The organism is Psychromonas sp. B3M02, from assembly GCF_003318165.1.
GTDB lineage: Bacteria > Pseudomonadota > Gammaproteobacteria > Enterobacterales > Psychromonadaceae > Psychromonas.
Map to the genome: position 1 here is coordinate 13,993 of NZ_QOCB01000005.1, position 18,934 is coordinate 32,926.

The following is an 18,934-nucleotide window of genomic DNA, read 5'->3' on the forward strand; positions in this document are numbered from 1 at the left end:
ACCTCTTTTATTGCCTGTATAAGGCATCACACGCGAATAATTTCTTATAAATGGAGCATTTTCAGCATGTATATTAATCACAGCAGTATGCCGGAATTGCCTGAATGGTTGTCCCTCTATCTAAATAAATCACATGATCACGATGAGCTAGTTAACCATAGTGGTTTATTACCTAAACATTGGGATACATTATTTAATCGTTTATCTGACCTAAGTGCTGAAGAGGTTAGTGGACGTGCCATTGAAATTAGTCAGTTATTACAGAATGGTAATATCAAGCATGAAAGTAACCATCAATGGAATTTTGATCCATTACCTTTTATGTTCTCAAAGAAAGATTGGCAGTCATTAGAAGCTGGCATTAAACAACGTGTCACACTGTTAAACAAAATTCAGCAAGATATTTATGGTGATCAACAACTATTAATGGATGGTTCGCTTGTAGCCAAAGATCTGTTTCAAGATAAAAGATACTTGCGTGAAGGTTTTAGCCTACCAAGTAACGAATTAAAATTATTTTTTACTGCGGTTGACGTATATCGCACTCCCTCAGGTGGTTTTAAAGCATTAGCCGATCACTGTCAGTGCCCATTAGGATTAGGCTTGTTATTAAAAAGCCGAGTAATTGCACGTCGAGTTATGGCCGAAGAGTTCGCCGAGTGCAATGTACAACAGATAAAGCAGTTTTTAGCGTCATTTCAAGATACGATCAGTGAATATACTCGCTATATGGACGACCCTAGAATCGTTATATTGACGCAAGGAATTGATGACCCTAACTACAATGAGCATGCTTTCTTATCAACATACTTTGGATACACCCTAGTACAAAGCGCCGACTTGACCGTGAGAAACGGTGAGGTCTGTTTAAAATCATTGCAAGGGTTAGGAAAAATTAATGTTATTTTACGTTGGTTACCTGATCACAGTATTGATTCATTAGAGCAAACAGAATATTCACTGCATGGTATCCCAGGGTTATTACAAGCAGTCCGCGAAGGGTCTGTGAAAGTATTGAACCCTTTTGGTAGCGGTATTTTATCTTCACCTTCGGTACAAGCTCATTTAGGCACGTTATCTGAAAAACTATTACAACAATCTTTGTTATTGGAACAACCTAACTACTATGATGTTGATCAGGTTGAACAGGAGAATTGGAGTCACTTAGAGTTATTAAGTTATCAGGATAACCGTTTTAAATTAGATGGTGCTGCAGATATCCAACAAATTAAAAAGTTAGTTGCAGCAGAGCCTGAGAATTATTATTTTAAAGACAAACCTACATTTAGCAGCGCGCCATTTTGGAGTGGTGGTCAATTGATTGCTAAGCCTGTGGTATTTCGCTGTTATGCCTTAAATACAGAGCACGGCGTAGAGGTATTGCCTTCAGCCCTGTGTTTTTCTAATGAAGTTAGCCGTTATCCAAGCCTTTCTGGCTGGATCAAAGATACTTGGATTAATGCCAATGGCGAGAATACAGTGACTGAACCGATAGCCTCTATTCCCGTTCGAAAACGCATGGATGTGACGCTCTTAGAAGGGGTCATATCAAGTCGTACTGCAGAACACCTGTTTTGGTTAGGTCGCTATTTAGAGCGAACAGAAAGCACAGTTCGAGTGCTACGCATATTTATTGACCGTTATACCGAGTTAGCCATCTACCCAGACGCAATGCGTCGTACTATGGTAACGCGTTTATTTAGCGCAATTCTCTCTCAACATATTGTTTACCCATATATTGAGCAAGAGCCAGTATTACAAATTTTAGATAATGAAAGTGCTAAAACCATGGCTTTTCAGTTATTAGCCAGTGAGCAGTGTGCAGGTAGTATTGCTAATACTTTAAAATACTTAGCCAATGCAGCGGTACAAATTCAGGAATTATTATCCTACGATAGCCGTCGTATTATTGATGAAATTAATGAGCTGGTAAAAGCACTAACCACCATTACGCTGAGTACTTCATCGCGTGCATTACAAACAATTTTAGATAAAGTGATTGGTTCAATCATGGCCTTCAATGGGTCTATTGCCGATTGTATGCCCAACAGTAATGGTTGGTTCTTGTTAGAGATAGGTCGCCGTATTGAGCGTAGCTTGCAAATTACGTCGTTAAGCTCAGCCTTGTTAACAGAAGAGTTAGAAGAGCCGGTTGAAATAGCGTTATTAGAATCTGTATTAACCTGTCAGGTGAGTTTAGTGACTCATAAACGCCGTTATCGTATGCACCAAAGTATTGGGACAGGGCTTGAGCTCTTATTATTAGATGCAGAATATCCACGTTCGTTATTATTCCAACTAGAGCAGATTAATAGCCTGTGTCAGCATCTACCAACAAAACGGCGTCCTGGGGTCATTGCCGCCCATGAAAAAGCGATTGTATTGTCTAAAACCACTTGTTATGTCACTGAAAAAGATTACTTGCAAGCGAGTACAGATGGCAAGAGACTACAATTAATTGAGTTTAACCATCACATTCGTAGTAACTTAAATACCTTTTGTGATGTATTACTACTACAATACTTTTCCCATACACAAACCGCCAATAAACTTAATTGGACTAATATTGAGCAAGCTCAATCGTGAAATATAAAATAAAACATACAACTACTTATCAATACGCCGATTTTGTCAGCTTATGCCAAAACCAAGCGCGTTTAACGCCGAAAACAAATCGAACACAGCTATGTCACAGTAGCCATATTAAAATAGATCCACCAAGCAGTTATTTAAAAGAATTTACAGATTATTTTAATAATAAGGTCACGGTATTTGAGATCACAACACAGCATAAAGTGTTGGCCGTGACCATGGTCAGTGAAGTGGAATTACTGGTAAAAGATAACATTGATTTTAACAGTATCGATATGCCTTGGGAAAAAGCCAGAGACATATTAGCTACCCCCAACACCAGCGAGTTATTGAAAGTATCTGAATTTATTTTACCTTCACAATTTACCCAGTTAGAAAAAGGCATTCGTGACTATGCATTAGTCTCATTTAGCGACAAGGCAAACTTAATTGAAGCCTGTAAAGACTTAATGGCACGAATTTTTCATGAGTTCCAGTATGACCCTGGTTTTACTACGATTAGTACGCCTTTAAGTGTTGTTTTTGCACAAAAAAGGGGCGTTTGCCAAGATTTTGCACACTTTGCGCTAGCTTGCTTACGTAGCATAGGCTTAGCGGGAAGATATGTAAGTGGTTATATAGAAACACTGCCACCGGAGGGCGAAGAGAAACTAGAGGGAGCCGATGCGACACATGCATGGTTTGCTATTTTTGTTCCTGGTTTTGGGTGGCTGGATTTTGATCCTACAAATGATGTATTACCTAAAGAGCAACATATTACATTAGCTGTTGGACGAGACTTCTCAGATGTGACGCCTTTAAAAGGGGTTGTATTTGGCGGAGGCTCTCAAGTATTAGATGTTGCGGTGGATATGATTCGATTAGGATAATATTACAACGTCACGATTAAACATGAGTTAATGAAAAGGCGAAAGTGTATGGAAATTGATTGGAAAGCGTACCAAACGAATGGTTTTTTTGATGAATTAATTGACGCCAAAGGGAATGTCAGGATACACGGAAAACAATTAGCCTCATTTTTTGCAAACTTGTCAGGGGAAGAGTTAAAGAAAGCCAGAGCGGTGGCTGATTTAGCGATTAAAGAGATGGGCATTACCTTCACCGTTTATAATGAAGGAAATATGATTGATAGAGCTTGGCCCTTTGATATTATTCCTCGTACTATTGGTAAAAAAGAGTGGCAAGGCGTAGAAGTTGGATTAAAACAACGCGTTGAAGCATTAAATCTATTTATTGATGATTTATACCATGACCAAAAAATAATAAAAGATGGTATTTTTCCCAAAGGTTTATTAGAAAAGTCAGTCAACTTCCGTCAGCAGTGTGTAGGCATTACCCCACCTAACAAAATATGGGCGCACATTTGTGGCTCAGATTTAGTCCGGGATGGTAAAGGAACCATGTATGTCCTAGAGGATAATTTACGGGTTCCATCAGGTGTCTCTTATATGCTTGAAAACCGCTCCGTAATGAAACGAGTCTTCCCCGAATTATTTGAACAAGTCCCCATTTTACCCGTCGATGATTACCCTTCCCAACTCTTTGATATGCTAGCTGCAATGTCTCCACGTCCAGATGATAAACCGGAAGTCGTGGTATTAACCCCTGGTGTATTTAACTCCGCATATTTTGAGCATTGCTATCTTGCACAAGAGATGGGCTGTGAGCTAGTGGAAGGGCGCGACCTGGTTGTTGAAAAAGATGATTGCGTTTATATGCGTACGATTACTGGTTTGCAACGTGTGGATGTTATTTACCGTCGTATTGATGACCTTTTCTTGGATCCAGAGGCCTTCTTACCTGATTCTCAATTAGGGGTTCCGGGCTTAATGAGAGCTTGGTCTAAGGGTAATGTTGCCCTAGTCAATGCACCTGGCGCAGGGGTTGCTGATGATAAAGTAGTTTATGCTTATGTACCTGAAATAATTAAATATTATTTAGGTGAAGAGGCGAAAATTGCCAATGTACCTACTTTTAAATGTCTTGACCCTAAAGAGTGTGATCATGTGATCAAGAATATCGATAAATTAGTGATAAAGCCGGCCAATGAATCCGGTGGTTATGGTTTATTGATTGGCCCTAAATCGACTAAAAAAGAGCAACAGGAAACCATTGCTCAAATTAAAGCGGATCCTCGTAACTGGGTCGCTCAACCAACTTTAGATTTATCCACTGTACCTACCTTAGATGGCATTACTCCTGATGGTCGCCATGCTGATTTAAGACCCTTTATCTTGTCTTCTGGAAAAGATACTCAGATAACAACTGGTGGCTTAACACGTGTTGCTATGACTAAGGGATCATTAGTGGTGAATTCATCTCAAGGTGGCGGTAGTAAAGATACTTGGATTGTAGACGAGGAGGCTAAATAATATGTTATCAAGAGTCGGTGAAACTTTATATTGGGTATCTCGCTATATTGAACGAGCAGAAAACGTCGCTCGCTTAATCAACGTTAATAATATGTTGATGATGGACTTACCAAAAGGGGTAAGTGCAGGTTGGGAGCCTTTAGTAGATATTATTGGTGCACGTAAAGCTTATTTAGAGACACATACAGACTTCTCTGAGCAAAAAGCGTTACGTTATCTATTGGTGGGTAAAGATAATTTCTCCTCCATCTTAAATTCGATTATTTCAGCGCGCGAGAGTGCACGTACTATTCGAGATGTTATTCCAAGAGATGTTTGGGAAGAGATCAATTCACTTTATTATTATGTGAAAGATAATCAAAGTGAGGGGTTAAGTAAACGGGGGCGATTTGCCTATCTAAAAACCATTATCGACGCTGCTCATCAAATATTTGGTACCTTAGATGCCACTATTAACCATGATGTGGGTTATACATTTATCCGCATTGGTTTGATGATTGAGCGTGCAGATATGACATCTCGTATCTTAGATATTCGTTCTGAAACCTTAATCACCAGTAAAGAAGCGCAACCCTACGAGAATATACAGTGGATAAGTCTTTTACGCTCCCTCAGTGCCTACCAGATGTATCGTCAAGAGATGGGGGTACGTGTACAGTGCTCTGATGTTATTGAGTTTGTGATGCACAGTGAGGTCTTCCCTCGTTCAATATTATTCTGCTTAGAAGAATTAAAAGTACTAATTCAGCCTTTACCGAATGCAGCAGAAATCATTGACGTCATAGACCATGCCATTGATGAGTTAAAAAGTGAAGATGTTCGTGAATTGAAAAAAGGCTACTTGCATGATTATATTGATAATATTCAAGTTGAGTTAGCGGCAATTCATAATGGTTTAGCGGAGTTATATTTCTTAAAACCAGCAGAATAATTTCACTTTTATTGATTATTAATTTGAAGTGCAGCGATCACTATGCTCACTTCATTATTCATTTATTAGCCTTTTCTATTAATGAGTAAATTTTACAGGGTTATTGGTTGCTGCTGTAAAAACTACATCATTAACATTCCATGTTTTTCTTACTTATTTATTTTATTTTAATAAAAATCAACTGCTTATAGTTTTTTTGTTTTGTTGGCACGACTTTCGCAATACTTATATTGAACAATCGAGAATAGGGGCATTTAATCCCTCTATTATTTTTCACTTAATAGAAAGCGACATATCTATTATTAAGGAGATTGACACATGGCTACTACAACGACTAAAGCAAAAACTCAAGAAACACAAAGCAAAGTAGAAGATGCTTATCATTCAGCTGAAGAAGCTGCCACTGAGGCTGTTCACTCTTTAAAAAATAAAGCGCAAGCATCATTAAATGAAGGCTCAGAAAAAATTAAAACAGCAACAGCTCAAGCAGAAAATGTTATCAAAGAGCGTCCATTATTAAGCGTTGGCTGTGCATTCTTAGCAGGTTGGGCTATATCTAAATTAATTAAATAATTAGTTAATTAACGAATCGGAGATTTTATGACAAACAACAATGAACCAGTTTGCGATGAAAATAAGATCTCTGATGAGGCTAAGTCAGATAACTTATTTGATACTGAACAAATTGAACAAAAATTCAATGAAGTCAGCAGTATGTTTAATAAGTTATCGGACACCATAGATGCACTTGGTAAATGGTCTGAGTCGACCATCCAAGTGTTTTTTATGGAACTGTTACGCAGTATTGCAGCGAGTAAGCAGTTTTTATTATGTCAAGTTCTGTTCATTCCATTATTAATTCTATTTGTATTTAGCACCTGCATCGCCATTGGTATTGTCTTTTATAGCTTAACTGGATACTTATTAGTTGGAGTCGGCACATCGTTACTATCTATGTTGTTAGTACTCGCTGGTTTAGCCTATTGGCAAAAACGTTTAATGAAAATGATTGGGTTTACAGACACGATTGCACAAATTAAGGAGGGAATAGATGTCGTCTCTAAAGCATCTAAATCACTCGATTAAGTTAAAAAGGTTAGAGGGAAAGGATCAGCTAAGACAGCTTGATTTATCACTTAAAATATTCTTAAATGATATTCATAAACATACTAAAGAGCACCCCTTTGTTGTCACTGGTGTCAGTGCATTAGGTATATTTATATTGAGTAAATACAGAAGAAAAATAAAAACATTATATCCACTTGCCTCGTTAGGTTTTAACTATTTTAACAGTAAAAAATAAACCAAGGATCGGCAGCGTTACTTATTCTGATTGGTATTAAAAGTACTTTCATGGAGTTACAATCTTGAACGATGGGCTACAACAACCACCTAAACCAACCCCTTCTGACGTGAATCAACACGTTACTCATAGCATTAAAAATAACGACTTCACTAAATTATACTCAATGGGATTTGGTTTCATTTTTTGTATTATATTGTTGGTCAGTATTTACTTTGCTAAATCTATTCTGTTGCCGATTATTATCAGTACTTTCATTGCTTTATTATGCAGTCCAGTGGTTAATTACCTGGTTAAAATTGGTTTGCCTAGGTTGATAGGTGTACTAGCCGTTATCTTTTTAATTGTCGGGTTAATATTTGGTGGATTAAGCTTATTAAGTGGTCCTGCCCAGGAATGGTGGGCTAAATTACCCACACTTGTTAAAGATGTCTCGCAGGAAATATCCACCGCCGCCAATAATACCAGCTTTAATAGTGCCGCAAATGAAGCCATTATGGACGACAGTAATGTCGGTGAATTTAAGAGCGATACTATGGTGTCTTTGGTGAAAAGTATCGCCATGGCAACACCAACCATGCTTACTCAATTTATGATGGCTTTGTTTATGGCTTATTTTATGTTGAGTTATGGTCGTTCATTATTCACTGGTTTATTAATGCAATTTGATAGTTTCGAGAATAAACGTAAAACCGTTGAGTTAGTCAGAACCATTCAGCATGACTTATCTCGATATATAGGCACAGTGACTTTAATTAATATTTTATTGGGCGTTGTAGTAGGGATTGTCTTTTCTATTTTAGGCGTAGAGGATCCATTTCTCTGGGGGGCATTAGCTGGCATCATGAATTTTGCACCCTATTTAGGCCCATTAATTTCTATGATCTGTTTTGCCGTGGTGACCTATGTTCAGTTTGATTCCATGAGTTATGCCTTTATTGTTATTTCCATTTATCTATTTATTAATATGCTGGAAAGTCAATTTCTTACACCGACTTTATTAGGGAAAAGCTTTAACCTAAATCCATTAATCATCTTTATGTGGTTGATCTTATGGGGCTGGTTATGGGGAAGTATGGGTATGCTGATTGGTGTTCCGCTGTTGGTCTGCGTTAGTACCGTGTTGGAAAGGTTAGAGATATTTGGCCGTATTCATCTGATTTTAAAAGAGAGGTGATCAGTCTTTTTGATCACCTCAACTAGATTTCAGGTTTGATTTTAACCCTCACTTAAACTTTAAGACTAAGGTACTTCATATTTATCTAGTTTGTTGTACAAGGTTTTTACGCTGATCCCTAAATCTTGTGCGGTTTTGGTTTTATTACCCGCATTGTTATCCAGCGTATTAACGATAGCTGTTTTTTCAATCTCTATCAGTGGGATCCCTGTCGGCACGTGATCTTCATGAGATGAATGAGTCTCTAAAGAGGGGGTATCAGAGATAATATGCTCCGCTTTAATCACTTCATCGGCGAGGATAAAAGCACGCTCAATGGTGTGCTTCAGTTCTCTGACATTGCCTGGCCATTCATAGTGTGCAATTTTTTCAATGGCTGAATCTAAAATGGTTTTAGCTTTTGTCTCTTGTGCATTTTGATGAGCAATAAAGTGTTTAGCTAAGCCAATAATATCAGAACCACGCTCTCTTAAAGGCGGCACTGTGATTGGGAAATGGGCTAAACGAAAATACAGATCTTCACGTAAAGTTTGCTCTTCAATGGCGGTTTGTGGGTCACGATTGGTTGCCGCAATTATACGTACATCGGATAAATGCACGTTTTGCCCACCTACTCGACGGTACTCACCGGTTTCTAATACACGTAATAATTTAACTTGATGTTCGATCGGCATTTCCGTGACTTCATCAAGAAATAATGTGCCACCTTGTGCTTGTTTAAATACCCCTCGGTGTGATTTATCAGCACCGGTAAAAGCACCTTTATCATGACCAAATAATTCACTGTCAATTAGGTCTGGGCTGATTGCACCACAGTTAATGGCAACAAAAGGTTGATGGCTACGTTCGCTTGCTTGATGAATAGTTTGTGCGACTAATTCTTTACCCGACCCACTTTCACCAATAATGAGTACTGATGCATCGGTTTTTGCCACGCGTCTAATAACACGATAAAGCTTGTGCATCGGGCTTGAAGAACCAATTAATTGACCAAATTGGTCTAAATCACTGGTTGCGACTTTTTGTCCTACCGGACTTTTTAATAGGTGTGATTGTCTTACATCTTGTAATGTCTCTGACAATATCTCTAGATCCAGCGGCATACGGTAATGAAAAATAGCGCCCAATTGCATTAGCTTATCTAGGTTGGCATTGGGTAAACCTGAGCTAATTAAAATTAGATCCATTTCATTTAATATTTCAAGTGCAGATAATGCTTGATAATCTGCCTCGCTAAATTCATTAACGCCTATCACAGCCACTGCAGGGCAGGTTTTTGCTAGTTGTGATATCCAATCCTGCTGTGCTGGCAATGCAGTAACATCGAATTGATTTAACTCGTTGTTATTTAATATTGATTGGCGTAATGATTCGTTCTGTATGCTTAGTAATAAGCTTAATTTTTGCATTAATTTGATCTCACGATAACGAATCAACTCTTGATAGGGGATCCTTATCATCGCGATGCAAAGCAAATTTGTCAAATTTTATAATGTTTTCATTTTTAACAGAGGTAAAAAAATGTGAAATAGTGCTCGTAAAATAAGTTGTTTATGACACTAATATAGAGAAGGGAAACAGAGTCGAACGCACTTGTTTATTTTACTGAAAACGAGAGTTATTTGTGATTAGGTTTTAGCTATCGCTTTTACTTTTAGAGAAGCGGGTAAGATACTCAGTGTCACTTGCTCTGCACAGTAATGTTCACCATCTACCACATAATCTATGACTTGGTCTGCCATAATCTGAATATGTTGACCGGCACAATACTCAAACTCTGTGGATTTTTCTTGTATCCCTAAACTGGAGAAAGCGAGGTCAGATAGTGCTAATACTCTTTCAGAAATACTATTTCTGTAATCCAGGTAAGTTACATGTAATTTACCGTCGTCTGGTTCAGGCACATCACCACCATGTGCTAAAACTGTGCTAAATGGAGCGATGTTAGCTACAACTAAACTTTGTACATCAATATTCGTAAGGGGTTGATCATCCACTTTAATGGTTAATTTTTGTGGATTATTAGATGCGATGGCATTAAAAAATCCACTTAAGTAAGCCATTTGTCCATATTGATTCTTATTTTCTCGGCTTGCTGATTCAATCATTTGTTGTTCGAAACCAATACCCATGACTAATAACATTAATTTATCGTTACAACGTGCGGTATCAATGCTGCGCACTTGATCTGATAAAATGGCTTTACAAGCACTCTCTACGGGAGAAAATTTTGCTTCTAATCCATATAAAACATGGCATAACGCATTCGCAGTACCAAAAGGAACAATGCCTAATACGATATCTTTTTCAATAATCTGCTCTGCTACTTCAGTGACCGTGCCATCACCACCACAAACAATAATTTCCTTCGCATCCAGTTGAATAGCTTGTTTTGCTAAGGTTGTTGCACTAGTTTCAGGGCTGGTTTCTACAATTTTTAAACAGTGTTTTTTAGTGAGCTCTCTGATCAACTGTTGTTGATGTAATCGCCATTTTCCAGAACCTGATACCGGGTTTACGATCATCCAGGTGGGTGTCGGTAACAATAACTTTTGCTTTTCATGTACGGAGTTTAAGGCTTTGTATTGTCGTTTATTTAAATTCGCCGATGAACGAATAGAGTGGATATTCTCTAACGCCTGATCGACAGTTAAATTTGGATCTTGGCTTAATAGGTAGGCGGCCATTACAAATACTGATCGACCACGACCTAATGCACAATGAATAACCACAGATCTCGATTGAGAACGCTGTGCATCAATCCAACACAGTGCATGGCGTAATTTGTTTAGGGTAGGGGCTTTATGGTCTAAAACAGGCAATGTTAAATATTGAAAATTTTTATCTGTCATCGCACTTTCAAGCCCAGCGAATTCAGCGGTTAAATCTAAAATACAATCAATATTTTGAGATTTTAAAAACTCGAGGTCAGAGGGAAGTAGGCGTCTTGAAAGGTATAGATTATCACTTATTTTTTGGATTGCAGGGACCGAATCATATTTTCTTGCCCATGCGTTATAACCTCTAATACCTAACATAAAAGGAATAAACAGCCATTGTATCCAGGCAACAATTTTACCATCGCTGTTTTTTCTAAAAATAGAAGGAAAATTCACTAGATAAGCAAAACTAACAATCGCTAAAGATAGGGCAACCCACATAAATAATAACTTTAAAATTAGCCATGGCATCAACCAAGCTAATGTGGTGCTTATTGCCACACCAAGTAAGTAATATTTAGTTATAAACATGAGTAACCCCTGATATCAAATCGATCAACACTATCTATGATAGGTTAGATAATAAATCTTGTGATCCTAAATAATGGTTAGCTAACCATCTCTTTGTGATATTGGGTTGCTAGATTTAGCTTTTGATCTTCTGTGAATACTTTACCAGCCATTTGGAAAAATCGATGTTCTTCCTCTTCTAAATGGTGCAGTACTTTATGTTGTAATGAATGCATTATGGTTAACCAAGCGGGCGAACTAAACTCTGTGTTATCCAGTCGCTCAATGATTTTATCAATAGAATGGTGTTCGGCAATACCATGTCGAGATAACGCTACGGTTTTGTCTTTTTTGATCAGTGGCGCGTAAAAATAGCGCTCTTCTGCAATGGCGTGTTGTTGTAATTCTTCTTTCAAATCCGCATAAAAAATCTGACGGGTTGCTGAATCACCTTTAGTGCTGGTGAGTGCATCCATTAATAGACGTTGCTTTTCATGGCTTTCACGTAGTTCTTCAAAAATATTACTCATTGTTTATTCCTTAAATAAAGATGAATGGGGAATAGTGTTTATCAATGTAAAAGTAGGCGTACTTAAGTACGCCACTAATGAGTAACAGTTATTAACAGTCTTTATCTTCTGTGTTCAGTGAATCTTTTACATCTTCACAAGTATCTTCAATACTGTTCGTTACATCTGTTACTGCACTATCTACTTTTTTACCTGTCTTTTCAGCAGGTCCTTCACTACATGCACCCAGTAACATGAATGCAGCACCGATTGCAGCGAATGATCTATATGTATTTGAATTATTCATGGTGTTTCCTATTTCTTTGAACTAATTAAGTTAAAAACAATTGATACAACAAACAGTATTGCAAAAAGATAAAATATAATTTTAGCTATACTTGCAGCTGCGCCAGCAATGCCGCCAAAACCCAGTACTGCTGAGATTAAAGCGATTATCAGGAATATAAATACCCAGCGAATCATGTTGTAGCTCCTCGTTATATATAGTTATATAAGGTTGATGGTTAACTCAAGGTTAAGTAAAAGTTAATAGTTTGTTAGCTCATTGAAGGTCTATTGGATAACTTCAAGTTTATCGATAACTGATGCCACATCGTCTGTATTTCGCGCTAAGTTCATCGCTAAATCATGCTCAGCTTCTGTGTCTACGTTACCTGCTAACAACACCACATTGTCAGTAGTTGTTACTTCGATATCCATTGCACTAACATCGTCTGCCATTAGTAGGCGTGTTTTTACAACAGTGGTGATTTTGGTATCGGTCAATGCTGATAATGCTTTATCATCGATATCTGCATCAGCATCTTCATTTAAAATATTTAAATCGTTATCAACGCTTTTAACACCTTCTAACCCAGTGACTAATTCACCAGCTAAGGCCTTTTCAATACCACTATTAACATCACCTGTTAATGTCACTACACCATCTTCTACTTCGGTATCTATATCAAAAGAGTTGAGGTTTGTATTAAGTAGTAAAGTCGTTTCAGCTTTACCGTCTATCCATGCATCAAGTGATTCATCTTTCCAATCTTGCTGACCTGCTAATGCAAGTGTTGATGAAGTAAGTAGTACAGTCGAAAGTGCAATAGTTGTCATGCGCTTCATATTTTGTCTCCTTTAATTGATGTGTACTGGAGATATTGCGAATAGTGTGCCAGTTTTTTATCTTGTTGTTTTTAAAGGGTTTTTATTTTTTAGTGTAAATGTTGAAGGGATTATGTATGAACTATTTACAGGGTTAGATGTAATAGTTATCAGGTTTAATGGAAATGCAAAAAGTTCAATATAAATTACTGTTTTTTATATACTTAATGAGGTAATGAGTGCTCACATAACCTATGAACACTGTGCATTATAGTTACTATTTAAGCTTGATACAGTTGATCAAAGTCTGGGATCGACTGTTCCCAGATAGGGACTTCTTTACCTATATATTCACGTACTGCATCAAAGAATAGACGCGTTCTCACCGGTAAGTCTCGATGTGGATAAACGGCGTACATTGGATGGTAATCTTCTAATATTAAGTCAGGTAAGAGAGGAATCAATAAACCCTCCTTGATTTCATCATTAATCATAAACGCCGGGGTAATCGAATAAGCACTGCCTGAGAGTACTTTCATTAGTAATGTTTCAGGATCGTTACTGCGAAAAATACTATTTATTTTTTGTTCCTGAGCAACCCCATTTCCATCAATATATTTAATTTCTCCGACTCGAATGGTTGCGTTAGCAAAACTAGCAGCGGGTAAGTTAAGCAAGTCTTCGATTTTCTCTGGTAAGCCGTAATGTTTAATAAATTCTGGTGCGGCTAGGATTAATAAGCGGTTTCGCGCGAGTGGTCGAGAAATTAATGAAGAGTCTTTAGGTTTGCCGATACGAAAGGCTAAATCGAAACCTTCTGAAATAATATCTACTACGCGGTCATCTAAACGTAATTCCACTTCAACCTGTGGAAAACGTTTTTGAAAATCATTGATAACAGGTTGTAAATAACGCCGGCCAATAATAGAAGAGCTAGTGATTTTTAAGATGCCGCGTGGCTCTTGGTGGAAGTTTTCAGCTAAACGAAGTGTCTCACCCAATAGTTCGCGTATTTCTACCGCTTTTTTGGTCATCTCTGCGCCCGCGGCGGTTAACGAAAATGAACGGGTTGAGCGATTCAATAAGCGAACGCCTAGTTCATCTTCTAAACGACTAATTTGTTTAGATATCACCGAGCGATCTATATTTCGGACTTCTGCTGCTTTGGCAAATGAGCCCTGTTCTACTACTTCGAGGAAAATTAAAAGGCGGCTAGTGGTATCCATATGGTACTCCTGAATGTTTATTGTTGCTATTTTGGCACTAATGAATTTAAAAAACGATGCTTTTTTAGCACTAATTTATTCCGTATTATGCCACCATCAGAAAAGGAGCATCGCTATGCGCAAATATTTCATGACAGCAATGATGGCTGTTACCACTCTTACTTTAATCGGCTGTGGAGAAACACCTAGCCAAGCAGCAACTCAACACCCACTTCAGCCAATTGATGTGGCTCAGGTGTTAGTTAAGCCCGTGCAAAAGTGGTATACCTATACCACACGTTTGGAGGCCCCTGAGCAAGTATCATTGATGCCACGAGTCTCTGGTGTGATAGATCAAGTCTCTTTCCATGAAGGTGACCATGTGGAACAGGGCGATCTGTTATTTAAAATCGATGACCGCCCATTTGCTGCGGTTGTTGCCGGTTTAAAAGCACAAGTACAGAGTTCTGAAGCGTCATTACAACAAGTGCGTAGCGAAGCACAACGTGCATCTCGTTTGATCAAGAAAAAAGCTATTTCTACAGAGTTAGCTGAATCTCGCGCATCTGCTTTAACACAAGGTGAAGCACAACTGGCGGCATTAAAAGCACAATTAGTGGCTGCTCAGCTTGATTTAGACTTTGCGACTATTCGCTCTCCGATTGATGGAGTGATTTCACGTACTAATGTGACTAGAGGTAATAACATTCTTGCAGGGCAAACGGTGTTAACTTCAATCGTGTCAAATAAGAGTATGTATGGTTACTTTGATGTTGATGAGCGTACTTGGAACAGCTCATTTAATGACGTGACTGCCGCTAGTAAGCAAAAAGTAGTGATGCAAAAGGTAGGTCAAAAAGATTTCCCATACCGAGGTTATATCAACTTTATCGATAACCGAATCAATGCTGCAACCGGTACTTTGCGTGTTCGAGCTGTGTTTGAAGCACAAGACGAAAGCTTACGCGCGGGATCATTTGCACGTATTAGATTAGCGGCCAATGATATTACTGAACAAGTTGTAATCCCAGATCGTGCGATTGGTACTGACTTAAACAACCGTTTTGTATTGATCGTCGGTGAAGATAACGTACTGCAATACAAGCAAGTAGAAGTAGGTGACCGTTACGGTAAGTTACGTGTGATCACATCAGGTCTAACTGCATCAGATACGATTGCAGTGAATGGTCCAGCTCGTGTTGGTCCAGGTATGCCAATAGAACCTAATTTAGTGACTATCGATAGCAGTGACATTACTTTCACACTGTCTTCATTAGATGAGTCACTGACAGCAAGCACTAAGGAACTGTAATGAAGTTTTCTCATTTCTTTATTCAGCGCCCCATTTTTGCGGCGATGTTATCGCTGGTGATCTTGATTGCTGGTGGGATTTCATTATTCCAATTACCAGTCAGTGAATACCCAGAAGTTGTACCGCCAACAGTAGTTGTATCTGCAAGTTACCCTGGTGCTAACCCGACGGTTATCGCTGAAACAGTAGCAACACCCTTGGAGCAAGAGATCAATGGTACAGAGAACATGTTATACATGTTCTCACAGGCAACCAGTGATGGTGCGATGACATTGACGGTAACTTTTGCTTTAGGCACGGATTTAGACCGTGCGCAAGTACAAGTTCAAAACCGTGTAAACAGTGCTTTGCCACGTTTACCTGAAGAGGTGCAGCGTTTAGGCGTTGTCGCTGAAAAATCTTCTCCAGATTTAACCATGGTGGTGCATCTTTATTCACCTGACAATAGTGTAGATACCGCATACCTTTCAAACTATGCCGACTTAAACATCAAAGATGAAATTGCACGTCTACCAGGTGTTGGTGATGTTCGATTATTTGGTGGTGGTCAGTACTCTATGCGTGTTTGGTTGAACCCAGATGCATTAGCAGCAAGAGACTTAACCGCAAGTGATGTAGTTAATGCATTAAGCTCACAAAATCAACAGGTTGCAGCGGGTAGTTTAGGCGCGCAACCAGTCCCTACAGATAGCCAATTCCAAATATTATTAAATGTAAAAGGACGTTTAAATAATATTGAGGAGTTCCGTGATGTGATTATTAAAGTCGGCGACCAAGGGCAGTTAACACGCTTATCTGACGTTGCTCGTGTTGAATTAGGCCAAGATAGTTACTCACTGCGTGCCGAATTAGATAATCAGCCTGCCTTAGCGATACCTGTGTTCCAGCGCCCTGGTTCGAATGCCATTGAGTTATCGAATCAAGTACGTGAAACCATGGCGCGTTTATCCAAAGCTTTTCCAAATGGTGTTGAATACGATATCGTATATGACCCTACCGTGTTTGTACGTGGCTCTATCGATGCGGTTATTAGCACTTTATTAGAAGCGATTGTGCTGGTTGTATTAGTCGTTATCGTATTCCTACAAACATGGCGTGCCTCTATTATCCCATTAATCGCTGTACCTATCTCTTTAATTGGTACCTTCGCTGTGATGCAGTGGTTAGGTGTGTCGATTAATACCTTGTCATTATTTGGTTTGGTATTAGCGATTGGTATTGTTGTTGATGATGCGATCGTGGTGGTCGAGAACGTTGAACGAAATATAGAAAAAGGCTTATCACCACTTGAAGCAACACGTGTTGCCATGAGTGAAGTAACAGGCCCGATTATTGCGATTGCTTTAGTGCTGTCAGCGGTATTTATTCCAACGGCCTTTATCAGTGGTTTATCAGGACAGTTCTACAAACAGTTTGCTTTAACGATCACTATCTCAACGATCATTTCAGCCTTTAACTCATTAACCTTATCGCCAGCATTATCGGCATTATTATTAAAATCACACGATAGCAAGCCAGACTGGTTTACCCGTGTCTTAAATAAATTATTTGGACGTTTTCTGTTTAAACCGTTTAATCGAGTTTTCGATAAAGGCGCAACAGGCTATGAAAAAATGGTTAAAAAACTAATCCGTTTAAGCGTGATTGTGATGGTTGCTTATGTGGCGCTAGTGGGTGGGACGGTTAAATTATTTGATTCGGTACCAGGTGGATTTATCCCACAGCAAGATAAGCAATATTTAGTTGCCATTGCACAATTACCGGATGCAGCAAGTTTAGATCGTACTCAAGAAGTCATCTCTGAAATGCAGAAAATTGCATTAGAAGTACCGGGCGTTGCACATACGGTTGCTTTCCCAGGTCTATCGGTGAATGGTTTTACCAACAGCCCAAATAGCGGAATAGTATTTACTCCATTAGAAAGCTTCGATAAGCGTACTGATCCAAGTGAGTCGGCAATGGCGATCGCGGCAACCTTAAATCAACGTTTTGCTGCCATCGATGAAGCTTTTGTAGCGGTTTTCCCACCCCCACCGATTCAAGGTTTAGGAACAACAGGTGGCTTTAAGTTACAAATTGAAGATAGAGCAAATAAAGGTTTTGATGCACTATTTGGTAGCTTACAAGCAGTGATTGCAGAAGCACGTCAAAACCCAGCATTAGTCGGGCTTTACTCAAGCTTCCGTATTCAAGTACCGCAAATGGATATTAATGTCGACCGAGAGCAAGCATTAATTCAAGGTATACCATTGGACGAAGTATTTAATGCATTACAGATCTACCTAGGCTCTGTGTATGTAAATGACTTCAACCTATTTGGACGTACTTACCAAGTGAATGCGCAAGCCGATGCAATTTATCGTCAAGATCCTGAGCAAATACTGAACTTGCAAGTACGTAACAGCGCAGGAAACATGGTGCCATTAGGTTCTGTATTAACGGTTGTACCAAGTATTGGCCCAGATCGTGTAATGCATTATAACGGTTATCCAAGTGCTGAACTAAATGGTAGTCCTGCTCCTGGTTATAGTTCTGATCAAGCACAAGCTGCCATTGAGAAAGTGCTAGCAGATACATTACCAACGGGCATCGAATATGAATGGACAGAGGTAACTTACCAACAAGTACTGGCTGGTAATACGATGGTTTATGTATTCCCATTAGTTGTATTGTTAGTATTTATGGTACTTGCGGCGCAATATGAAAGTTTACGTTTACCATTAGCGATTATATTGATTGTACCTATGACTATCTTCTCTGCCTTATTAGGTGTGTGGTTAGTTGGTTCAGACAATAATATCTTTACGCAAATAGCCTTAATTGTATTAGTGGCATTAGCCTCGAAGAATGCGATCTTAATGGTCGAATTTGCAAAAGATCAAAACGATACTGGTTTATCTCATTTTGAAGCTATTTTAGCAGCATGTCGTATGCGTTTACGTCCGATATTAATGACCTCAATTGCATTCACTGCTGGTGTGGTTCCATTAGTATTAGCAACCGGTGCAGGTGCAGAGATGCGTCATGCTATGGGTAACGCGGTATTTGCTGGTATGATCGGTGTAACAGTCTTTGGTTTATTACTAACACCAGTGTTTTACATGTTAGTGAGTAAAACTAAAAAGGGGGGCACTGAGCCTGAAAAGCAACTTGAGTCATTAGGTAAATAAACGATTTACTAATTCAACTTCTCCTT

16 protein-coding genes are annotated in these 18,934 nt (G+C 38.8%); 9 read left to right on the forward strand and 7 right to left on the reverse strand.

Features of this window, described 5'->3' with window-relative positions; all coding sequences use genetic code 11:
• Positions 1-66: 66 nt before the first annotated feature.
• The 7 genes from DS885_RS00365 (at position 67) to DS885_RS00400 (ending at position 8,375) form a co-directional block, all read left to right on the forward strand.
• Positions 67-2,586: a circularly permuted type 2 ATP-grasp protein gene (locus DS885_RS00365; protein WP_113817427.1), complete on the forward strand. Its 2,520-nt coding sequence runs from the start codon at positions 67-69 to the stop codon at positions 2,584-2,586.
• Positions 2,583-3,461 (forward strand): transglutaminase family protein, encoded by an 879-nt coding sequence (locus DS885_RS00370; RefSeq protein WP_113817428.1) that lies wholly within the window; start codon positions 2,583-2,585, stop codon positions 3,459-3,461. The genes DS885_RS00365 and DS885_RS00370 overlap by 4 nt, the downstream gene beginning before the upstream one ends.
• Positions 3,462-3,509: 48 nt before the next feature.
• The gene (locus DS885_RS00375; RefSeq protein ID WP_113817429.1) at positions 3,510-4,964 is read left to right on the forward strand and encodes a circularly permuted type 2 ATP-grasp protein; all 1,455 of its coding nucleotides are present in this window, start codon (positions 3,510-3,512) and stop codon (positions 4,962-4,964) included.
• Position 4,965: 1 nt separating this feature from the next.
• Positions 4,966-5,895: an alpha-E domain-containing protein gene (locus tag DS885_RS00380; RefSeq protein ID WP_113817430.1), complete on the forward strand. Its 930-nt coding sequence runs from the start codon at positions 4,966-4,968 to the stop codon at positions 5,893-5,895.
• A 318-nt stretch (positions 5,896-6,213) separates the two neighbouring features.
• Positions 6,214-6,468: a hypothetical protein gene (locus DS885_RS00385; RefSeq protein ID WP_113817431.1), complete on the forward strand. Its 255-nt coding sequence runs from the start codon at positions 6,214-6,216 to the stop codon at positions 6,466-6,468.
• A 27-nt stretch (positions 6,469-6,495) separates the two neighbouring features.
• Entirely contained in the window at positions 6,496-6,981 is a 486-nt protein-coding gene (locus DS885_RS00390) for a hypothetical protein (protein ID WP_113817432.1), read from the forward strand.
• Between the two features lie 281 nt (positions 6,982-7,262).
• On the forward strand, positions 7,263-8,375 hold the full coding sequence (locus tag DS885_RS00400; RefSeq protein ID WP_220149615.1) for an AI-2E family transporter: 1,113 nt from the start codon (positions 7,263-7,265) through the stop codon (positions 8,373-8,375).
• Between the two features lie 65 nt (positions 8,376-8,440).
• Here the strand turns inward: DS885_RS00400 and DS885_RS00405 are convergent, their stop codons facing one another.
• From DS885_RS00405 to DS885_RS00435, 7 genes are all read right to left on the reverse strand, one after another.
• Positions 8,441-9,784, reverse strand: a complete 1,344-nt coding sequence (locus DS885_RS00405; protein WP_113817469.1) for a sigma-54 interaction domain-containing protein — start codon at positions 9,782-9,784, stop codon at positions 8,441-8,443.
• Between the two features lie 219 nt (positions 9,785-10,003).
• Positions 10,004-11,626 carry a diacylglycerol kinase family protein gene (locus DS885_RS00410; RefSeq protein ID WP_113817434.1) on the reverse strand — a complete coding sequence of 541 codons (1,623 nt, stop codon included), beginning with the start codon at positions 11,624-11,626 and terminating at the stop codon, positions 10,004-10,006.
• A gap of 77 nt (positions 11,627-11,703) precedes the next feature.
• Entirely contained in the window at positions 11,704-12,135 is a 432-nt protein-coding gene (locus tag DS885_RS00415; RefSeq protein WP_113817435.1) for a hemerythrin domain-containing protein, read from the reverse strand.
• A 91-nt stretch (positions 12,136-12,226) separates the two neighbouring features.
• Entirely contained in the window at positions 12,227-12,421 is a 195-nt protein-coding gene (locus tag DS885_RS00420) for a hypothetical protein (protein WP_113817436.1), read from the reverse strand.
• A gap of 8 nt (positions 12,422-12,429) precedes the next feature.
• On the reverse strand, positions 12,430-12,597 hold the full coding sequence (locus DS885_RS00425; RefSeq protein WP_113817437.1) for a DUF1328 family protein: 168 nt from the start codon (positions 12,595-12,597) through the stop codon (positions 12,430-12,432).
• Positions 12,598-12,687: 90 nt separating this feature from the next.
• Positions 12,688-13,242: a BON domain-containing protein gene (locus DS885_RS00430; protein ID WP_113817438.1), complete on the reverse strand. Its 555-nt coding sequence runs from the start codon at positions 13,240-13,242 to the stop codon at positions 12,688-12,690.
• A 260-nt stretch (positions 13,243-13,502) separates the two neighbouring features.
• Positions 13,503-14,447 (reverse strand): LysR family transcriptional regulator, encoded by a 945-nt coding sequence (locus tag DS885_RS00435; RefSeq protein ID WP_113817439.1) that lies wholly within the window; start codon positions 14,445-14,447, stop codon positions 13,503-13,505.
• A 115-nt stretch (positions 14,448-14,562) separates the two neighbouring features.
• Between DS885_RS00435 and DS885_RS00440 the strand changes: the two genes are divergently transcribed.
• Together DS885_RS00440 and DS885_RS00445 are read left to right on the forward strand one after the other, a co-directional pair.
• Positions 14,563-15,738 carry an efflux RND transporter periplasmic adaptor subunit gene (locus DS885_RS00440; protein ID WP_113817440.1) on the forward strand — a complete coding sequence of 392 codons (1,176 nt, stop codon included), beginning with the start codon at positions 14,563-14,565 and terminating at the stop codon, positions 15,736-15,738.
• Entirely contained in the window at positions 15,738-18,908 is a 3,171-nt protein-coding gene (locus DS885_RS00445; protein ID WP_113817441.1) for an efflux RND transporter permease subunit, read from the forward strand. The genes DS885_RS00440 and DS885_RS00445 overlap by 1 nt, the downstream gene beginning before the upstream one ends.
• Positions 18,909-18,934 lie beyond the last annotated feature (26 nt).

Excerpts from the sequence above, each read along its gene's own strand:
- DS885_RS00365 (WP_113817427.1), top strand. The coding sequence starts at position 67 with ATGTATATTAATCACAGCAGTATGCCGGAATTGCCTGAATGGTTGTCC.
- DS885_RS00375 (WP_113817429.1), top strand. The coding sequence starts at position 3,510 with ATGGAAATTGATTGGAAAGCGTACCAAACGAATGGTTTTTTTGATGAA.
- DS885_RS00380 (WP_113817430.1), top strand. The coding sequence starts at position 4,966 with ATGTTATCAAGAGTCGGTGAAACTTTATATTGGGTATCTCGCTATATT.
- DS885_RS00385 (WP_113817431.1), top strand. The coding sequence starts at position 6,214 with ATGGCTACTACAACGACTAAAGCAAAAACTCAAGAAACACAAAGCAAA.
- DS885_RS00390 (WP_113817432.1), top strand. The coding sequence starts at position 6,496 with ATGACAAACAACAATGAACCAGTTTGCGATGAAAATAAGATCTCTGAT.
- DS885_RS00405 (WP_113817469.1), bottom strand. The coding sequence starts at position 9,784 with ATGCAAAAATTAAGCTTATTACTAAGCATACAGAACGAATCATTACGC.
- DS885_RS00410 (WP_113817434.1), bottom strand. The coding sequence starts at position 11,626 with ATGTTTATAACTAAATATTACTTACTTGGTGTGGCAATAAGCACCACA.
- DS885_RS00415 (WP_113817435.1), bottom strand. The coding sequence starts at position 12,135 with ATGAGTAATATTTTTGAAGAACTACGTGAAAGCCATGAAAAGCAACGT.
- DS885_RS00420 (WP_113817436.1), bottom strand. The coding sequence starts at position 12,421 with ATGAATAATTCAAATACATATAGATCATTCGCTGCAATCGGTGCTGCA.
- DS885_RS00425 (WP_113817437.1), bottom strand. The coding sequence starts at position 12,597 with ATGATTCGCTGGGTATTTATATTCCTGATAATCGCTTTAATCTCAGCA.
- DS885_RS00430 (WP_113817438.1), bottom strand. The coding sequence starts at position 13,242 with ATGAAGCGCATGACAACTATTGCACTTTCGACTGTACTACTTACTTCA.
- DS885_RS00435 (WP_113817439.1), bottom strand. The coding sequence starts at position 14,447 with ATGGATACCACTAGCCGCCTTTTAATTTTCCTCGAAGTAGTAGAACAG.
- DS885_RS00440 (WP_113817440.1), top strand. The coding sequence starts at position 14,563 with ATGCGCAAATATTTCATGACAGCAATGATGGCTGTTACCACTCTTACT.
- DS885_RS00445 (WP_113817441.1), top strand. The coding sequence starts at position 15,738 with ATGAAGTTTTCTCATTTCTTTATTCAGCGCCCCATTTTTGCGGCGATG.